At 46.8% G+C, this 18,427-nt stretch carries 11 protein-coding genes and 1 riboswitch; of the genes, 4 read left to right on the forward strand and 7 right to left on the reverse strand.

Annotated elements, in window-relative coordinates; translation table 11 throughout:
- Positions 1-145: 145 nt before the first annotated feature.
- Entirely contained in the window at positions 146-844 is a 699-nt protein-coding gene (locus tag MKY85_RS25440; protein ID WP_339237750.1) for a response regulator transcription factor, read from the forward strand.
- Between the two features lie 47 nt (positions 845-891).
- Here the strand turns inward: MKY85_RS25440 and MKY85_RS25445 are convergent, their stop codons facing one another.
- Positions 892-1,311 carry a hypothetical protein gene (locus MKY85_RS25445; RefSeq protein ID WP_339237752.1) on the reverse strand — a complete coding sequence of 140 codons (420 nt, stop codon included), beginning with the start codon at positions 1,309-1,311 and terminating at the stop codon, positions 892-894.
- A 242-nt stretch (positions 1,312-1,553) separates the two neighbouring features.
- Between MKY85_RS25445 and MKY85_RS25450 the strand changes: the two genes are divergently transcribed.
- From MKY85_RS25450 to MKY85_RS25460, 3 genes are all read left to right on the forward strand, one after another.
- The gene (locus MKY85_RS25450; RefSeq protein ID WP_339237754.1) at positions 1,554-2,696 is read left to right on the forward strand and encodes a virulence factor; all 1,143 of its coding nucleotides are present in this window, start codon (positions 1,554-1,556) and stop codon (positions 2,694-2,696) included.
- Positions 2,697-2,843: 147 nt separating this feature from the next.
- Positions 2,844-3,059: riboswitch (Lysine riboswitch) on the forward strand.
- A gap of 116 nt (positions 3,060-3,175) precedes the next feature.
- Complete coding sequence (locus MKY85_RS25455; RefSeq protein ID WP_339237756.1) at positions 3,176-4,654, forward strand: amino acid permease; 1,479 nt, start codon at positions 3,176-3,178, stop codon at positions 4,652-4,654.
- A 232-nt stretch (positions 4,655-4,886) separates the two neighbouring features.
- Positions 4,887-5,537, forward strand: a complete 651-nt coding sequence (locus MKY85_RS25460; protein ID WP_342571072.1) for a class D sortase — start codon at positions 4,887-4,889, stop codon at positions 5,535-5,537.
- Between the two features lie 134 nt (positions 5,538-5,671).
- Here MKY85_RS25460 and MKY85_RS25465 read toward each other — a convergent pair whose 3' ends face one another.
- The 6 genes from MKY85_RS25465 to MKY85_RS25490 all read right to left on the reverse strand — a co-directional run bounded on the left by MKY85_RS25465 (position 5,672) and on the right by MKY85_RS25490 (position 18,426).
- On the reverse strand, positions 5,672-10,195 hold the full coding sequence (locus MKY85_RS25465) for a collagen binding domain-containing protein (protein WP_342571073.1): 4,524 nt from the start codon (positions 10,193-10,195) through the stop codon (positions 5,672-5,674).
- Positions 10,196-10,355: 160 nt separating this feature from the next.
- On the reverse strand, positions 10,356-11,483 hold the full coding sequence (locus MKY85_RS25470; RefSeq protein ID WP_339237762.1) for a transglutaminase domain-containing protein: 1,128 nt from the start codon (positions 11,481-11,483) through the stop codon (positions 10,356-10,358).
- Between the two features lie 198 nt (positions 11,484-11,681).
- Positions 11,682-14,069 carry an S-layer homology domain-containing protein gene (locus tag MKY85_RS25475; RefSeq protein ID WP_339237764.1) on the reverse strand — a complete coding sequence of 796 codons (2,388 nt, stop codon included), beginning with the start codon at positions 14,067-14,069 and terminating at the stop codon, positions 11,682-11,684.
- 225 nt (positions 14,070-14,294) lie between these two features.
- A complete protein-coding gene (locus MKY85_RS25480; protein ID WP_339237766.1) occupies positions 14,295-15,221 on the reverse strand; it encodes an alpha/beta fold hydrolase in 927 nt (308 codons plus the stop codon).
- Between the two features lie 166 nt (positions 15,222-15,387).
- Positions 15,388-16,014 carry a bifunctional 4-hydroxy-2-oxoglutarate aldolase/2-dehydro-3-deoxy-phosphogluconate aldolase gene (locus MKY85_RS25485; RefSeq protein WP_339237768.1) on the reverse strand — a complete coding sequence of 209 codons (627 nt, stop codon included), beginning with the start codon at positions 16,012-16,014 and terminating at the stop codon, positions 15,388-15,390.
- A 249-nt stretch (positions 16,015-16,263) separates the two neighbouring features.
- Positions 16,264-18,426 (reverse strand): glycosyltransferase, encoded by a 2,163-nt coding sequence (locus MKY85_RS25490; RefSeq protein ID WP_339237770.1) that lies wholly within the window; start codon positions 18,424-18,426, stop codon positions 16,264-16,266.
- Position 18,427: the final 1 nt, after the last annotated feature.

The following is an 18,427-nucleotide window of genomic DNA, read 5'->3' on the forward strand; positions in this document are numbered from 1 at the left end:
TCAATAAAGAAAGTTTATTCCTTCTCTACATATACATCCTATATTTTGGAATACAAACATTAAAAAATTTGCGGCATTTATTCGCAATTCACCTTGTTTTTTTAGTAGTTTCTTAACATATTATTTTCACCAGGAGTGTGACCCTATGACGATCAAAGTACTTCTTATAGAGGATGAGAAAAATCTGGCCGACATGATTGCTTTCTTTCTGGAGGAGGAAGGATACATCACTGAACGGGTTCAACATGCCCGCGAGGCTCTTCAACTGTTTCCACAATTCCAGCCGGATATTGTTGTAACGGATCTCATGCTTCCTGAAATGGATGGAAATGATCTCGTAGAAGCCTTTCGCCAGCACTCCACTGTGCCTATTCTGATGATCTCGGCAAGCACCATGCTGAACGATCGACTGCGCGCATTACATAATGGTGCGGATGACTTTCTGTGCAAACCATTTAGTTTGAAAGAGTTGGATGCACGGATTAAAGCACTGCTGCGAAGATCAATCATTTCCTATCAGGATAAACCGGCAAAGGAAGACAAGCAGGCAGAGGTTACTGGGCATGTGAATGTGAATGAGTACAGAAGAACCCTGTTCGTGGATGGTGTTGAAATCGAGGTCACTCATATTGAGTTTGAGATTATGAAGGAATTGTACCGAAATCCGGGTAAAGTGTTCACCCGCAATGAACTGATGGATCGAATCAAAGGCTCCGAACGCGCCTATCTGGATCGTACCATCGATGTTCATATCTCAAGTCTGCGTAAAAAAATTGAGCCTGACCCCAAGAACCCACGTTATATTAAGACGGTTTGGGGAACAGGCTATAAATATGTGATCTAATCACGATCGTAACAATTGAAGTTAAAAACTATAGCCACATCCCTCTTTTATCTCATGGATAAGATGGGCGGTATGGCTATTTCTGATTTGTGGACAGACGATGAATGAAACCAATTCTCCATTTCCTTGATGAGATGATCCGGGTCTTGCTCGTTCCAGAGAAACATCTTCATCTCACCCGTGCCTGTAATCTGTTGCAGGTGTCGCTTCCGAATGAGGGATTTGAAATCAGTAATGACCAGTAACGGAAGTTGTGGCATAAAAGCTCGAATGGCATTTGCTGCTGACACCGCTTCTTCGGCAATCTGATAATCAACAATACAATACCGGGCATTTTCCCAACTTCCCCGATGTGTTTCTATCGCAGAACCAGATGTTGAGTCCTCCATCCAGTTCCTGAACAATTGAATAATATTCTCATATGCAATACGACGTTTACCATCCGAGAGCACGGTAATGGGTTCCATAAGTATAACCTCCAGTTGTTTCTTCCTATTATTGTGCCAATTTTCGTTTAAAAATGTTTGTGAGTGAACATGAAAGAAGTGTTAACAAATTTCGCACTTCTTCACACTAAGTGTCAGATATGTCCATATCGCTTCTGGTTAATTTCGCAGATTCCACACATTGATGTAAAATAGAGAAATACCCGTGTGATTTAATTAACGGGAGGTTAAGGATGAATTTGGTATTATAGGAGGTTACACTGATGAATATTGTTTCCATTGAACCAACACCGAGTCCAAATACGATGATGCTGCATCTCGATGAACGTCTGGAGGACGGAATTCGCAGAACATATACACTGGACAACGAACGATCCGCCCCGGCGTTCATTCGCCAGATGCTTCATATTCCCGGCGTGAAGAGTGTATTTCACACGACCGACTTCGTGGCGCTTGATCGCAAAGGAAACGCAGACTGGTCTGTGATTCTGGGCGAAGTCCAGAATCGTCTCGGACAGGAAGGCATCAACCTGGACTGGATTGAGTCTGAGGACGGATCTGGCGAACACTTCGGAGAAGCACAGGTATTCGTTCAGTTCTTTAGAGGGGTACCCATGCAAATCAGGGTTAAGGCCGGAGCCAAAGAAGAACGAATCTCGCTGTCAGATCGTTTTGTCAAAGCCGTTACCGAAGTTGCCAGTGCAACCATGATCAAAGAACGTAAACTGAGTGATTACGGCGTTCGTTACGGCGAATTGCCGGACATCGCACGCGAAGTTGAGCAAGAGCTGGAAGCGGCCTATCCGCCAGAACGACTGGAGCAGGTCATCCAACAGGCGATTGAACATGGTACCAACTCCGAAGAATTTATTGAGCGTCGTCGCGAACTGGATGGTGCCGAACTCGAAGAGGCCTTGCGTAACAGTGACTGGAATGTTCGCTATGCTGCCTTGGACGGCATGGAGCCTACAGCAGAAAGATTGCCGCTTGTAGCTCAAGCTCTGCATGATGACAAAATGCAGATCCGGCGTTTGGCCGTGGTATACCTGGGTGACATTCGTACACCGGAAGCAATGGAACTGCTGTATGAAGCGCTCCAGGACAGTTCACCTGCGGTACGCCGTACGGCCGGGGATACCTTGTCTGATATCGGCGATCCTGCCGCCACACCAGCCATGACAGCAACATTATCGGATAAAAGTAAACTTGTCCGCTGGCGTGCTGCACGTTTTCTATATGAGGTCGGTACAGAAGAAGCAGAGCAAGCGTTGCGAGTTGCAGCCGATGATCCCGAATTCGAAGTCAGCCTGCAAGCCAAGATGGCTCTGGAACGAATCGAATCCGGCGAACAAGCTGCCGGAACGGTATGGCAACAGATGGCCGGCCGCAACAAAAAAGAGGAATAGTCGTCCCTCAAACCTCACATCCAACAATTGTTATTGCACTGGAAAAGCACGCGCGTTATACTGGTTGTCTGTTTACTAAACTGAACACACCGTGTTAAGTTGTGTTGTTCATAATTTCATAGACAATAGATACACCTCATCCATGAATGGTGAGGTAGAGGTCGCGGGTGCGATCAGTACGCTGAAGGAGGCGCTAAGGAGCCGCTTATGAGATCAGCCGAAAGGTGCACCCGCCGAAGCTTACTGGACGTTCCTTATACGGTCCGGTGGGCTGGGGCTGCTGTCGAAAGGCGCAGAACTGTCACGGAAGTACATTTCCTTTGTATAAAGGTATGAATTCTTCTGTGTTGAGCTATCTTAATCATCTGGGACATGGTGCGGACATTGAAATATTAAAGACCGCAGGCTGATGCCTGTGGTCTTTTTGTTTAGGAAGCAATTATCTCAAACATCAGTATATCGAATGAAGGAGTGTTTCCATGCAAGACCGCAGTAACCCAACAACAACTAGACCTTCCCTGAAAAAAGGATTACGCGCACGCCATATGACGATGATCGCTCTCGGTGGCTCAATTGGGACCGGGCTGTTTCTCGCAAGTGGTACCGCCATCTCAACCGCAGGCCCTGGCGGGGCATTAATTGCCTACGCGGCCGTTGGCATCATGGTCTATTTCCTCATGACCAGCCTTGGTGAGCTTGCTACCTTTATGCCGGACTCCGGTTCATTTAATACGTATGCCGCACGTTTTGTCGATCCCGCCCTCGGGTTCGCCATGGGCTGGAACTTCTGGTATAACTGGGCGGTAACCATCGCAGCAGAGCTTGCTGCCGCAACAGTGCTCATTAAATACTGGTTCCCCGACAGTTCGTCCATGTTATGGAGCTTACTGTTCCTCGTGCTGATCTTTGCCTTGAATGTCCTGTCCGTCAAAGGATACGGGGAGTCCGAGTACTGGTTCGCCATTATCAAGGTAGCTACCGTTATCATCTTCCTGGCCGTTGGTGTGCTTATGATCTTTGGTATTATGGGCGGAGAAGCCGTTGGTTTCAGTAACTTCACCATCGGTGATGCGCCCATTCATGGCGGATTCTTCGCCGTGTTAGGCGTATTCATGGCTGCGGGATTCTCATTCCAGGGTACCGAGCTTATCGGAGTAGCCGCCGGGGAAAGTGAGAATCCGCGCGAAAATGTACCTCGTGCCATTCGGCAGGTATTCTGGCGCATTCTGATTTTTTACATTTTGGCGATTACCGTGATCAGTCTGATCATCCCGTATACTCATCCGAATCTGCTCAAAGGAGATCTGGAAAATATCGGGGTCAGCCCGTTCACACTGGTGTTTGAAAAAGCAGGACTCGCCATTGCGGCTTCCGTCATGAATGCCGTTATTCTAACTTCCGTACTCTCTGCCGGAAACTCAGGCATGTATGCTTCAAGCCGGGTTCTCTATGCCCTTGCCCGAGACGGTAAAGCGCCTCGGTTCCTCGGTAAGCTGAACAAAAAAGGCATTCCCATGAATGCCTTGCTGCTTACCACAGCCGTTGGCATGTTGGCATTTCTTGCCTCCCTGTTCGGCGATGGCATAGTGTATACCTGGTTGCTGAATGCATCCGGTATGTGTGGTTTTATTACTTGGCTAGGTATCGCTATCAGTCATTATCGCTTCCGTCGTGCATACGTTGCACAAGGCAGGGACCTAAGCGATCTGCCTTACCGGGCACGTTGGTTCCCGTTTGGGCCGATCTTTGCCTTTGTCCTGTGTATTATCGTGATTATTGGACAGAACTATCAGGCATTTACGGGTGACGAGATCGACTGGAGTGGAGCCATCGTTGCCTATCTGAGTGTCCCCCTGTTCCTCGTGTTGTGGCTTGGTTACAAATGGATCAAAAAAACTAAAGTGGTGCCGCTGAAGGAATGTGATTTCACACCTACCGATGCACCAAGTAACAAATAGTAGCTCCAACTTACTATCATCTACAGATAAAATTGACTTTATATCATAAAACCTCCCCGTGGCGTTGCAGTTTTCATTCTGTAGCGATACGGGGAGGTTTTTTGGTGACGGCCCCTTCGAACATTCCTGTACCTCTTCGTCCTTTCGTCTCCTGTCCATATTTTGTATAGGTCTGTAAGTAAAAATAGATAAAGGTATACTATTTTTCTTGAACAACGGGAGTTGATGCATAATGAAAAAATTCTCTATCCTGCTCATTCTGCTGGGCATGCTGATCATCAGCTTTCCTTTCCTACGGGACACGTATTATGACTGGCAGCAAACCCGTGTGATGAACGATCTGGAGCAACTGCAAGACGGCTTGTCCAAGCTGAATCACGCCTTCGAACAAGGCATACAGGATGCAGCTTCCGCCGAGCCGACTACTGAAAATACAGATCCAGTGCAAGAGACATCGTCGAATACGTTGGGTGTACTATCGATTGACAAGATTGATGTCCACTTACCGATTCTGGAAGGTGCCACGGAAGCAAACATGAAGGTAGCTGCAACCCACCTTGTCGAAACCAATAGAATCGGTAACAAAGGTAATGCCGCCATTGCCGCTCATCGCGCCCACAAAAAAGGACGACTGTTCAATCGCTTGGGAGAACTCCAGATTGGCGATTCAATGGAAGTCACCCTGGCAGATCGAACGATCATCCATTATAAGATAGATCGGATATCCGTTGTGAAGCCTAATGACTTGTCCGTGCTGGAAGACCCCGGACTTGGACAGGTCCTTACCTTGATTACCTGTGATCCACTCGTCAATCCAACACATCGGTTAATTGTAAGAGCCATTAAAGTAAATCCTGACGTTGCTGGATTTGATCTTCCTTAAGGTTCAACCGAAATAAAATATAACACCCTCTAGTATATTCACACCGTGACTCTGGGTCACTTGTGAAGCTAGAGGGTGTTTTTATCTGTTTTATCTGAAAATGATCTATTCCTGCATTACGTGCTGCGTGCGATCTAACGCTGAAGCAGTTGTCTACGTCGGAAGTAAACGTATCCCACACTACCCAATGCCATCAGCATCATGCCTGCCACAGTGAAAGCCCATGTGCTCTCTTCGCCTGTCTTCGGCAGCATTCCCTGTGATGCAGAGTTTCCGGTCTGCTGTGATGCAGAATTCCCAGTCCCCTGCGATCCATCTGTATCCGTTCCCGCAGAAGGTGCCAATGCGCTATCCCCATCCGCTGTATCTGTATCCCCCACTGGAGGTGCAGTGTCGTCACCGTTGGAGACGCCAGGTGAAGGAGGAGTTACTCCGTTATCTTCATCTGTTGGAAGCTCGGTTCCGTCTCCAGGTTCAGTAGGTCCAGTAACCACTGTACCTGGGACAGACGTTCCTGGTTTTTCTGGTCCCGGTGTTACTGGTTTCTCCGGATCTGGTGTTACACCCGTAGTAGGTGTCCCCGGATTATAAGGTCCACTCGATCCACCGCCCGATACCGGGATAGCCTGATTTGTTTTTTCTACAACTATGGCTTCGGTTTGTATGTTCGTAATTTCAAATGGTACAGGTGTTGTGTCCAAGATATATCCGTTAGGTGCTTTTATTTCGACCAACTGATATTTATTGACATCCAGGTCTTTAAGTACAATTTCACCTTGCTGATTGGTTGTCAGTGTGGCTTCATCCAGACCTGTTACCTTGTGGAACTCCCAATTCCCATTTGCATCCATCAATGCAGTTTGAGCCCGTAATTCAAACACTGCACCTTGTAGATGCTGAGTTCGACCCGCATTGGTTTTAATCAATTTCACGGAACGATTATTTTCTTTATTTTCAATAGTCAATTGCGTTTCCGGTTTGATAATAGATACAAGCGTCTCCGGCTGTTCAATGACAAAACCTTCTGCCTTGGTCTCTACCAATGTATATGAACCATAGGTTAATCCATCGAATTCAATGACCCCGTTCAGATCCGTTACTTTCGTATCGATGATCGCATTGGAGTGATCACGCAATTCGAATTCAATTCCACTTAATACGGACTGATCCTTCGCATTGACTTTGGTAACGACAAGTTTGCCACCTGCCCCTATGGCATTCGACTTCGTCAGTGTAATAATCTGAGTCTGATTCTCTACGATGGTGAAGGGAATCGGGGTAGCATCCAACTGATAAAACTCGGGTGCCACAACCTCTACCAATTCATAATCCCCAGGTAAGAGATCACCTTTGGCGATTTTCCCATCTTCCCCTGTCGTCAACTCGTCTATTTTCTCTCGGGTTGCGCCATTGTTCAAGTACAATTCAAAGGTTGCACCCTGGAGCTTCTTGGATGATTCAATGGCATCTACCTTAGTTAATTCGAAGCCTTGTCGAATCTTTTTATTTTCAATGTCAAAGGCAATATCCGCATCCTTGAATTCAATCGTTTTACCTGAGGCAGAGCCATACTCTGGATCAACCATGTATCCTGCCGGTGCAGATAATTCTTTTAACTTATAAGGTATACCGTTGGTTAGATTGTTTAATCGATAGTTTCTGGAGCTTTCAACCACACCATTCTCGTCCGTTGGTTTCAATGTTTCCAGGAGCGTAGTTCCAGACGCATTATAGATTGCGAATATGGCTCCTTCCAGTGGAAGCCCAGTATCACTGACTTTGTGGATTCTAATCTTGCCCAGACCAGTAGAGGCTCCTCCACCCGCTCCAGCCAATGAAACTTTGATACCCACCTGATTGCCTTCTCCCACCACTGAGGAGGACTGACCTGCAAATTCAACTTTATTCTCAATTCGGGCGCCATGATCGGCATTAATATAGGACTGATATTCTAGAATGAATGCCGTATGGATATCTTTATTGAAGGTGAGGGTAAATGTATTACCTTCAACGGTCAATTCATAATCTGCCGGATCAACCAGTCCAGCTTTGTTGGATACATTGCCTGAATTGTTGGCAGGCAGGTTCGTTGCATATAATTTTAAGGAGTCCGCCAATAAAATTTGATTCTCCGACAAGGTATCTGTTAATGGCGTACCCGCTGGAACATAAGATTGACTTGGATTGATATTTACCGTCCATGATGCTTTATCCGTTGTACCGATCTGTTGACCTGTTTTTTGAACATACACACCCCCATGAACTGGCGTGATGCTCGCTGATCTGTTAAAGCGCTCTTCACCGCCCTCACCATCGGTTAGTACGGCCTGGTTGGCATACGTACCTTCCACGGAATAAGGTCCATCCAGGCTCGTTTGATACTGAATGCGATAAGCTGCTTTGCCGATGTTCCCCAGGTCCAATGTAAAACCTTTACCGTCCGGGTTCAGCTGGAATTGACCAGGTGTGAGCGCAACCTCGCTACCTACAGCAGTAACATTATTGGCTCCCTGTAACTCTAACTCATGAACTTTTAATGAACCGTCTACAAAAGATTGGTTACCCGTGTAGGCATCCTTAAGGATAGCCTCCTGAATATCAAACAAGTTGTAGTTTACATCAATTGTCCACGTGATCGTTTTGTCTTTGGCGCTGTATTCGCCCTTTTTGTTACCATTTTGAATGGTGTACTCTTGCGGTTTGACCATAGCCGACTTGGTAATCGCAGTCTGTGCTACATTGGACTCTTTCCAATCGACCTTGGCCGAGTTGCGATATTCATTATCCGTTGGCATACCTGCCGTCGGATCAAAGCTTGTCGTATAGGTAATGACATGTTCCGTGTTAATGGTAACGCCGTCCTTTAGGCGAACGGAGAATCCTTTTTCATACGTAGGATCAGCCGGGTCTGGAGTCAATTCAAAGTCGTCTTTGTTAACCCCAGTCACTTGAAGACTACCCGGAATTAGCTTCATGTGTCTGCCTTCATAATTGTCGGTAATGACGATATCCGTCATGTCCTGCAAATCACGGTTCAACACCATCTGCCATTCAATTTCTTTGGTGTTGAAGTTTTCACTTTTTACGCTTTTGGCAAAAATGACTTCCCGAATGTCTTTCCGGCCTGTTTTGGAAGTACCATCATACATGTTCACTGTGTTCGTAATAGTATCGTTTGTATAGACACGATGAATGGATTGTGTATCATATTCGATCTCATAGGCCTTGGTAATGTCGTTCTTAAAATGTAATCTGAAGCCGTCATCAAAACCTGTATTTATCGTTTCAAGTGTGTATTCATTCGGATTCACCAGCGTTCTGTTCGAAGCCGCTCCGCTCGCATTAATATCAACTTGGTATACGTTGACGGAATTGTTGATCAGTTGCTGTTTGGCCGTATCAAAACGGTCTTCAATCCATGCATTCGCTTGCATGATTTCTTGCTGATTGTAGTTATATTGCACTTTCCATGTGATTGTCTGTGTCACCGGATCATACGCACTATCTTGGCCGGACTTGTTCAAAGGCTCGTTAAAACTCACACGAACTCGGCCAATATCCGTTTCGTTATGCTCGCTCTGATCCGTTGTAAGCGCAACCTGGTTTTGAAACTCCACATTGGTGAACGGAGCAGTGGTTGGTGCTTTAACACTTGTCGTATAGGTTACACGATAGGCCTTATCCGTGTCTCCCAATACAATTGGAAACTGTGGTTCCGTTTGAACTATTGGACCTTCTTTTACAGATCCATTCAATTGCACTTCCAATTCACGAATTTCGATATTGCCCTTGAGTTCAAGGTTTGTTGGCAATGTATCTGTAAGAAACGCATTTTTCAAAGCCTTCTCGCCTTGGTTAAAATCTACAGTCCATTTAATTTCATCCGAGTTGAAATTGTCTTTGTTTGCGCTTCCCGATTTCTTCAATTTATCTATGGCTGTGTTGGCAAAATGCACATTAATGCTGCCTTGCCCTACAGAGCTAAAGTCTATCTGTTGTTTCAATCCATCTTCCATCTTGCTCTCATCAAACTTAATCCACACGTAGAAGTTGCCTTCCAACTGCGCATGCTCGATCAGTTCGTTAAAGGTAAAGATGATTGTGCCATCTGGATTCACCACATACTCCCCAACACCGCCATCCAGATCGCCCTTAAGCTGTGATCCAATGATGAATTTATCCGGCAAGTTGAAGGTAAACGTGGAACCATCGCTGTAGTTGTGGGTGTCATTTGCAAGCCCCCATGTAAAGACGACAGCCACCTCATCCTGAATGGATGGACGAATATCCTCAATCTTATCGCCTTTGATATCAATCGTTCCATTTCCATTATCTTGCGGTGCCTGATTGTACATCTGCACACTCGTAATTAATTGCTCTGTAATTACCGGACCTGCAGCTGCACCAAGCAGATGCATCGTATTATCCTCCTGATCTTCCGGAGTACTGACATCCTTATCTTCTTCCGGAATGGCAGGATCTTCTTTCACTTCTCCCGAACCTGCCGAACCGTCTTCTACCGCTGTATCACTGATTGCACTGGCTGGCAAATTAGTTAATTCATCCTGAGCATGCATCGTTGGTGTTAATATCCAACCCTGCATCATTTGTGTGACCAGCAACAGAGCAATGATCACTATGCTCACTTTTTTCCTCATTTTTTGCATATCCTCCTCGTACGTAATGTTGGCATGCGCCGAAGAATAGAATAGCAAAGCGACATATACAAAAAATAGACAACACTAAAACCCTCGTCGTTGAACACAAATTGAACGCAAAAAAGGACACTCCTCAAGCGGAGCATCCTGTTCAAAACAATTATAACGTCCAGTTAATTTTGACGCGCAGATCCGTAGTACCTTCCATTTTGGACACATAATAAGATATCGATTTCATGCCAAGCTGGTACAAATCCTGTAAATCTTCGATCAGTCCAGCCTCCGTACCCTTGTACCTGAACGTGAGCGAGGTTCCGCCTTCCTTCAGTGTACCTTGAACCTTGGTCTTCAGCGCAGCATGACCTTTAACGGCATCCTGTTCATCATACAGGGAATAGTCCAGAGCATGGTACAGCTTCTGATAAGCGGCCTTTTTGCTATCTCCGGCCTTCACGAGCTTTAATAAAGCTTCTCGATATGGGGCTGGCGCAGCGGGGTACTTGCTTTTGCCTGTCCAGATATGGTCACGTGCCATCTCATCATCACTCAGCAAATAATAGCTGTGGCTTACCTTACCTTTCCGGTCAGGAGTAGGATCATCCCAGGTGGTGTCCATGTGATACCACTTGCCGTCCAGGTTCACGATATTCCAGGCATGAAGCTGCCCGCCTGCTGTACCTTCCACAATCCGGTTATCGATGCCTACTCGCTCCAGCATTCGATAAGCCAGCAATGAGTATCCCTGACAGACGGTACTGCCTGTAACAAGCCCGTCGTAGGCCGTATATTTCTTGAGCGAAGTATCGTAGGACAGGTTAAGTACAATCCAGTCATGGATGACCTTGACCTTCTCATGATCCGTCATGCCTGGTTTGATGATTTCTTTCAACACATTCGTAACTTTACGATTCACATAATCGGTCTGTTCCTTGGTCTCCCGGTAGGAAAGCGTCACATGTACTTCGGCCGATACATTGGAGCCTTTATAATTAAATGCGTAACTTTTAACGGTATATTGGATATAGGGGTCACTCTTCATTGCCTCATCGATGGAGGTTTGTAATTGTTTTTTGAGGCCTTTCACATTGCCTTTGTATGTAAAAACAAGTTCCTCCGTCCGCTGTGACATTGCGGTAAGCAAGGTCTGGCGCAAATCCGTTGCCGTGGATATATCCGATGTTCCTGATGCAGCGTACAGTTGATCCAGATCAACCGTACGTGGTAACGCTACAGCAATCAGACAGCCTGCCAGCAGTACGGTGATAATTCGTTTCCCGTTCTTACCCATGAAAGGAACCCACCCTTCTTTGCAAAGTTCTCACGCCTTATTGTATCACAAAAGGCTCTGGCGTCATTCTAGTTTTGTAAAAGCAAATCAAAAGAGACCTTCTATGGAAGGTCCCTTTGATCTTCAATTCGTTGAATCACGAGTACCCGTTATCTTCATCCTATGATTCGGACGGGCGTAATATGTGTGATTCCTCGTCTAATACAGACGATTGCCACTCATAAACGTATCGGTCTTGCCTTGAAGTTTGGCAAGTCGTTCCAGTACCTGTGAAGCTTCAGCTACCGTCACTTTGCGTGCAGGCATGAAACGTCCCTCAATTGAAGGAAGTAATCCCAGCTTCAAACTCAGGGAAACCGCCCCTTTACTCGAAATGGCACTGGCATCTGCGATATTGGGAAGATCCGATGGCAATGTGTAGAATCCGGCCAGCTTCTCATAGCGCAGTATGCGTACAAGCAGCACCGCCAATTCTTCACGGGTCATCTCTTCTTGCGGGTTCAGATTCTGTTCTGGGTCCGCTCCGGCAAGCCAGCGTTGATCGATTAACACCTTGATTGCCTTATAATAAGGGCTGTCAGGGGTTACATCAGCGTATAGCTTGTCATCTCCGTCCCCACTATAATACAGATCCATATTCGGGTTAATCGCTCTTGCCAAATAGTTAAACCAGTCTCCTCGGGTGATCACCCGATCCGGGAATACACGTCCCTGCTCATCCGCTAGCAACACGCCATGCTGTGTCATATTGCGAAGCGCATCTTCGGCCACATGGCCTGAGATATCCGTAGGTTCTGTCTTGCTTGCAGCACCTGTCTCCCCGTATTGAAGCTTCCACTCTCCCGTGTTAGCATCCAGTACTTCATAAGTGCCATAGATGGAATTCTCATCACGGGTTGGCATATAAGCAAGGTTAACTCCCACCGGAATAACTTGACCATTATTCAGACCATACCCGCCATAACGGGAATATGCGAGGATCAGCTTGAACTCCTCCAGATAGAGCGCCTTGGCCTCTTCATAACTGATGGCTGGCTTATCATCTGCTGGCAATTGTTCAGGCGTTGCTGCAATGCGTGTATAGAACTCGTTCACGGTTCCATCGTTCAACACCTGCACTTGTGCTGTATCATCTTTCACCGGAATTCCATTCAGATAGCGTTGGAACATAAACGTACGAGCATCGTCTACCTCAATAACGTTAGCCAATCTAAATTGCTCCGTTGCATCTGGAACTAACGCAATCACCGTGTTCATCGCCAGTTTCTCAGCTTGCTTTCGGGTAATTAATTTGCCTGTTTTCTCTTCAGTCTGCTTTTCCTGCTCTGGTCCAATGCGTTGCATCATCGTATAGCTGTAGATCTGCCCAGTCACTGCATCCACCTGTGCTGAAATATCCCGCATGAACATATAGGACGTATTGGCACTTCGATCACTCCAGCTCAGACTCCATACCTGATTGTTCGGACTTGCAAAAAAACCTTTGCTTAACTGGCTATGCTCCAGCTTGTAACCTTTGGGAATATCAAAGTTCGTTACCACCCGATTGGCGGCCTGCTGTACATTTAATCTTGTACCATTGCTTGGAACAAAAGGCGTCACGTCCCCTTGCAACTTCGTATCCTGCTGTAAAGAATCCTCGTCCACTGCTTTGCCTGTTAATGTATTAATCCGTTCCAACGTATTGGCTTCAATCGGAACAATACTGATATTCTTCGGTGTATATCCAAGGTAATACTGCTGACCCTGTTTGGAAGACGAGCGATCTTTGGAGATATAAGCCAGCTCTACATCAAACTGTTCTTCAAACTGCTGTCTGGCCTTCTCTTCCGAAGCTGTCGGTTTCGATGAAGGATATTTAGCAGATGTAGTACCTCGTGAGTAACCTGTCACCAAACCACTTTCATCCACATTGATGTGGACTGTCTCTGCGTCAGATAACAATCCGTCATGTTTTAACTGGTAAGCATATCGGTATTCTGTTCTGCCAAACAAAGACTCTTGTTCGATGGAAGAATACAGATCTCCTAGCGGAGCATACTCCGTATCCTTCAAGCCTGGAATCGCTTGATACAACAGTGCCACGGCCTTCTCTTCAGCTTCAGCTTTCGTTAGCTTAACATCCGATCCCGAGACATGTTTATCCAGAATATCCGATGGTAGATGTACACTTAACACTTCCCCTGTGCCTGCATGTACAGTCCCACTGAATCCCGATGTATGATTGCCTTGTGTAATCTGGAATCCAATCTCCCATGCCTTGTAGTCTGGCGGTGGATAGGAATTAGGTGAATCGAATCGTGCAGATGAGATCGTTGCTTTTTTTAACAATGGAAATAATCTAAGTATATTTTCACTGGCTTGCCTGGATGAGATTTTCGCTCCCTCTGGCACGTCATTGCTGGTTGCGTCTAGTTGTTCATTTTCCCCCGTTGTTGCTTCGTTCACCTGCTCTGCTTGCGCGGCTGATGCGCTGCCTGCAAAACCTGGTGTTTGCGAAGCAAGCAGCAGTGTTGCCATCGCTGCAGTTGTTGCTTTGGTTGCGAACATTTTGATACGTACATTGAACTTCCAATTCAAACTCAAATCTGGACCTCTCCCTTCAATTTCATACAAAGAAGCATAACAAATAACCTCGCATGAATATTGCCAGTCTACTCTATGATACCATAAGCTTCCTTTTTAATCGTCTTTTCCCGTCAATTTTACAATTGTGAATTTCTGCATATTGCTCATAAAAGCAAAAAAAACGCCAACCACGTTGGCGTTTTCTCTGTTAGCCTGCACGCTTATGTAGGCTGTTCTATCCTGTTAACTACTCGCTATAGACGAATCATTCAACTTCGCCTGACCATGAACATGGGTTTTCAGAAATGGAATAACGGTATCCCAGAAGGCAGGATCTTCCTCGGAACAACTGTGACCTCCGCTATTAACCCATAGATGTTCCACAGGCGGATCGGCTTTGGACATAAAATATTCAAGCTCACTCGGAGGAATAAAATTATCTCCCTTGGAGTGCACCATGAGCAACGGGAGTTGCATCCCCCTGCGCCGTTCATTCAGCATCATCACCGGATCGCGCTGACGATAGGATTTCAGAGATTCACCCAGTCGCCAGAACCAGATTCTCGGAATTAACTGGGCCAGGGGAAACAGAGGCAGACGTCGGCGTCTCAGCTCCGAACTGACAATAACCTCAAATTGCGATGGCATGGAATCCGTAATTACTGCTGATACCGGAATGCCTTCAGTCACTGCAAGAATCGTACCCAGTCCACCCAGTGAATGTCCAAGCACTCCGATAGCAGATGAATCAATCTCTGGCCGTGCAGACGTATACTGCAATGCCGCCAGCAGATCATCCCGGAACAGATAGGCAGATGCAGCACGAACTGGATCACTGGCCCCATGACTGCGGACATCATACATAAACAGGGCATATCCTGCTTCCCAGATCGGCCTCGCATAACGTAGAACACGAGAGCGATTGGAGCCCCAGCCATGTGCAATAATCACGAGCGGCCATGGTTTCGGAATATCAGCTCTGGCCGGGATGAACCACCCATGCACCCGACCTCCCCCACTGTCAAAGGTCACATCCTCAAATGGCATTGGAGGTGTCAGTGTGATCGGAATCTTCTTGGGTGTCTGGCTCTTTACCGCCGCCTTCCATAATCCACCTGCCGTTACTGCAGCAACGGCCAGCATGCCGCCAATCATTGTTTTAGCTTTCACAGGGCATCTCTCCTCTCCGAATTCTGGCATACATCCATCATACGACACTAGAATGAACGGCACGTTAAACGACATCGGTTCTTATGATAACGAATAATCCAGCAATTGATCTAAAGCTACCTTAATATATACCCAAATGGACATATCCCTCATCTTTCGCTGAAGTCTAAACTTCAGCTGCTTCCACAAATCTCCGTGCACATGCTGCAATCTGCTCATGATCTCCTGCTACAAGGGCTTCACGTGGTAAAAGTGCACTTCCCAGACCTACGGCAGCAGCACCTGCTGCATAATAGTCAGCAATATTCTCCAGTGTAGCGCCGCCTGTTGCCAACAGTGGGATATGGTTCAGCGGAGCTTTAATCTCCCGCAGATACGGTATGCCCAGGCTCGCCATCGGAAACAGCTTCACAACACGTGCTCCCGCCTCATGGGCTGCGACAATCTCCGTTGGTGTCATGGCTCCAGGCCAGATCTCGACACCATGTTCTACAGCATATTCAATGACAGACAGATCGACATTGGGGGACACCAGAAACTGTGCTCCTGCAGCGACCGCTTCCTTCGCCATCTGCACATTCAGTACCGTACCAGCTCCGACATAAGCCTTTCCTTCATGCCGCTCACGCCAGTCTGCAATAATATCATGTGCTCCAGGTGTGTTCAGCGTGACTTCCATCAGTCGAATTCCACCACTCGTCATGCCTTGTCCAGCTGTTACTGCCGCTTCACGGCTAATACCGCGCACAATCGCGACCAGCCTCGACTCCAATAGTACTTCCGTCAGATTCATATCCAGTTCCCCTTATTTCATCAATTCGGCAGCCGAAGACAGGTAATCATGTTCACTGCTTTTCCGTTATTCATTATTGTAAAGCATATCCTCCCCTGGATGAAATACATTAATCCATTTCCAAACTGAATCCGTCTTTTGATCAGTACTAAGAAGTCATTGCATTGCAACGTAAAAAAACCTCTCCATGGACATGGGGATGATTCACCCATTCAATTCCACGAAAGAGGCATCATTGAGACCTTCATGCTAAGCCTTTTCCAATACGTTATCCTTCTCCAGATCTTTAAAGTAACGATCGTTATATAACATGCTCGGATGTGTTGGATGATAGGCGAGTGCGATATCATTATGTTCCCGGGCCTTGGCACGGTTACCCATCCGGTCATAACAGACACATAGTTGCAGATGCGGCATCCAGGTCCAGGCTGCTTCATTTAGCACCACCATAGGATCATCAGGACGTACAGCACGAGTCGCTTGTTCATACCAGAACAGGGCTTTGCGATAATCTTCACGGTCGGCAAAATAACCACCCAATCGACAGCAAATCTCGGCTCTTGGCAGATCATAGGCGAATGATCGGAACAATGCTGTTACTTCCTGTTCTGATCGTTTAAGTGCAGCTTCACAATCCGCAATTTTCTGGCAAGCCGCAATCTGGTCTTCCACCCAACCCAGCCCGGTGTCCAGAAACTTTTCATAGTACTTCACCGCATCCTCATGCTGTCCATGGTCCTTCAGTTCATTGCCAAAATAGTATAAGTCACGCGGTGAGAATTCCTCTCCGGTCTGTTCCCTCTTGCGATAGATCCGCAGATTCCGATCGGTATACTCCTTATCTTTCTTGTGGGTAACCGCTATGTCACTATGCAGCAGATTGCCTGCTACAGCCAGATATTCATGCACCGCGCCAATCCAGCGAAATTGCCGATCTCGACGCACCAGGCGATTCCGGCGCAGACTGTAGGATACTTTGCCTTCTGCCGTAAATGACAGATTGTAATCCATTGTGACACTATCAACAGCCGGGTCCAGCGAACGTTTCAAGGCAATAAGCTTCGCCCGATCTTCCGCTTCAAATACATCGTCGGCATCCAGCCACAGAATATATTCGCTCTTCGCCTGATCGAAGGCAAAGTTGCGTGCTGCTGCAAAGTCATCCACCCATTCAAAATCAACGATACGATCCGTATATCTGGAAGCGATCTGACGGGTACGATCCGTTGAACCGGTATCAACGATCACAATCTCATCGGTAATGCCGTTGACCGAGTCCAGACATCTGGCGAGGGATGCTTCTTCATTTTTCACAATCATACAGAGCGTAATGCTGATCGTCTCTTCCCCACGTCTGGCTCTGCGGTTAAAGGCAGCTACCCCCGGCAGTTCGGACAAACGGTAGATGTGGTACGCAGGGAGATGCGTATCAACGAAAAGGCGAAAACCAAGTGCCTGCGCACGGATACAGAAATGACGATCTTCTCCCCAGAAGGATACATTCGGAATCTGGTCATAGGAAACCCCGGCGGCCAGAACATTTTTGCGAATGAGCGTACATGCCCCCAACCCTCCAACTTCGTAACAACCTGGTATCCGCAGTTGATTCAGAAAAGCAGTCGTTTGCGCGCCCTCGTCTTCCGCTTCATTTCCGGCTGAAGATTTGCCGCCTCGACGATACAAAGCATACTCATCTTGCAGCCATACCTGAGGCATTTCCCTGGCCCCCGGCTGCCACCGGGTCCAAAAGATATTGGACACGATGTCTTTGCCACTCGATACGAGTTGTTCCAATGTCCGCGGATGCAGCACCAGATCAGAGTCTATCAAGAAAACAGCATCGTACTCGTTGTCGCGTGCATAATTCAAAATGCGGTTTTTTAGACCAGCTACACGCCAAATCTGTTCATCCTGCCAATAGTGGCCTCCCTCATCCTTGGTGTACAACCCTTTGTTGTCAGGACTATCGCTGCTATGTTCATCTGCCTGAATAACCGTCCCTTCATGCTGGAGCACAAATTCACGTAATATATTCGACGCAGCTTCTTCCTCGTTATCGTCAACAAACAGATAATCCGTCTTCACTGTTGTTCGTTCTAGTGCATGCAGAGAATCCAAAAATTCACGCAGCACCGGAGTTGTCTGACGAACCGGGCTGGCAATCAGTATTCTTTCCTGGACAAGCGTTTCAAGATTCTCCGGTTGGCGGGTTTCCTTCGATATAACAGAACGCCTGGACGGTCGATGATTACTCTGGCTCTTTACTTGGCTCTCTACATGGCTTTCATGTTGGTTTTGATGTTGCTTCTCTTTCTGTTCCCCATTTATTTGGGAATTCGGCTCTATTGGAGGTTGGGATTCCTCTTGCGATTGCGATTGGTGTAACGGGTCTTTCTTGCTCAACGTGCTCACT

It is taken from the genome of Paenibacillus sp. FSL R5-0749 (assembly GCF_038595085.1).
GTDB lineage: Bacteria > Bacillota > Bacilli > Paenibacillales > Paenibacillaceae > Paenibacillus.

Coding starts and splice junctions, on each gene's coding strand:
- MKY85_RS25440 (WP_339237750.1), top strand. CDS start 146: ATGACGATCAAAGTACTTCTTATAGAGGATGAGAAAAATCTGGCCGAC.
- MKY85_RS25445 (WP_339237752.1), bottom strand. CDS start 1,311: ATGGAACCCATTACCGTGCTCTCGGATGGTAAACGTCGTATTGCATAT.
- MKY85_RS25450 (WP_339237754.1), top strand. CDS start 1,554: ATGAATATTGTTTCCATTGAACCAACACCGAGTCCAAATACGATGATG.
- MKY85_RS25455 (WP_339237756.1), top strand. CDS start 3,176: ATGCAAGACCGCAGTAACCCAACAACAACTAGACCTTCCCTGAAAAAA.
- MKY85_RS25460 (WP_342571072.1), top strand. CDS start 4,887: ATGAAAAAATTCTCTATCCTGCTCATTCTGCTGGGCATGCTGATCATC.
- MKY85_RS25465 (WP_342571073.1), bottom strand. CDS start 10,195: ATGAGGAAAAAAGTGAGCATAGTGATCATTGCTCTGTTGCTGGTCACA.
- MKY85_RS25470 (WP_339237762.1), bottom strand. CDS start 11,483: ATGGGTAAGAACGGGAAACGAATTATCACCGTACTGCTGGCAGGCTGT.
- MKY85_RS25485 (WP_339237768.1), bottom strand. CDS start 16,014: ATGAATCTGACGGAAGTACTATTGGAGTCGAGGCTGGTCGCGATTGTG.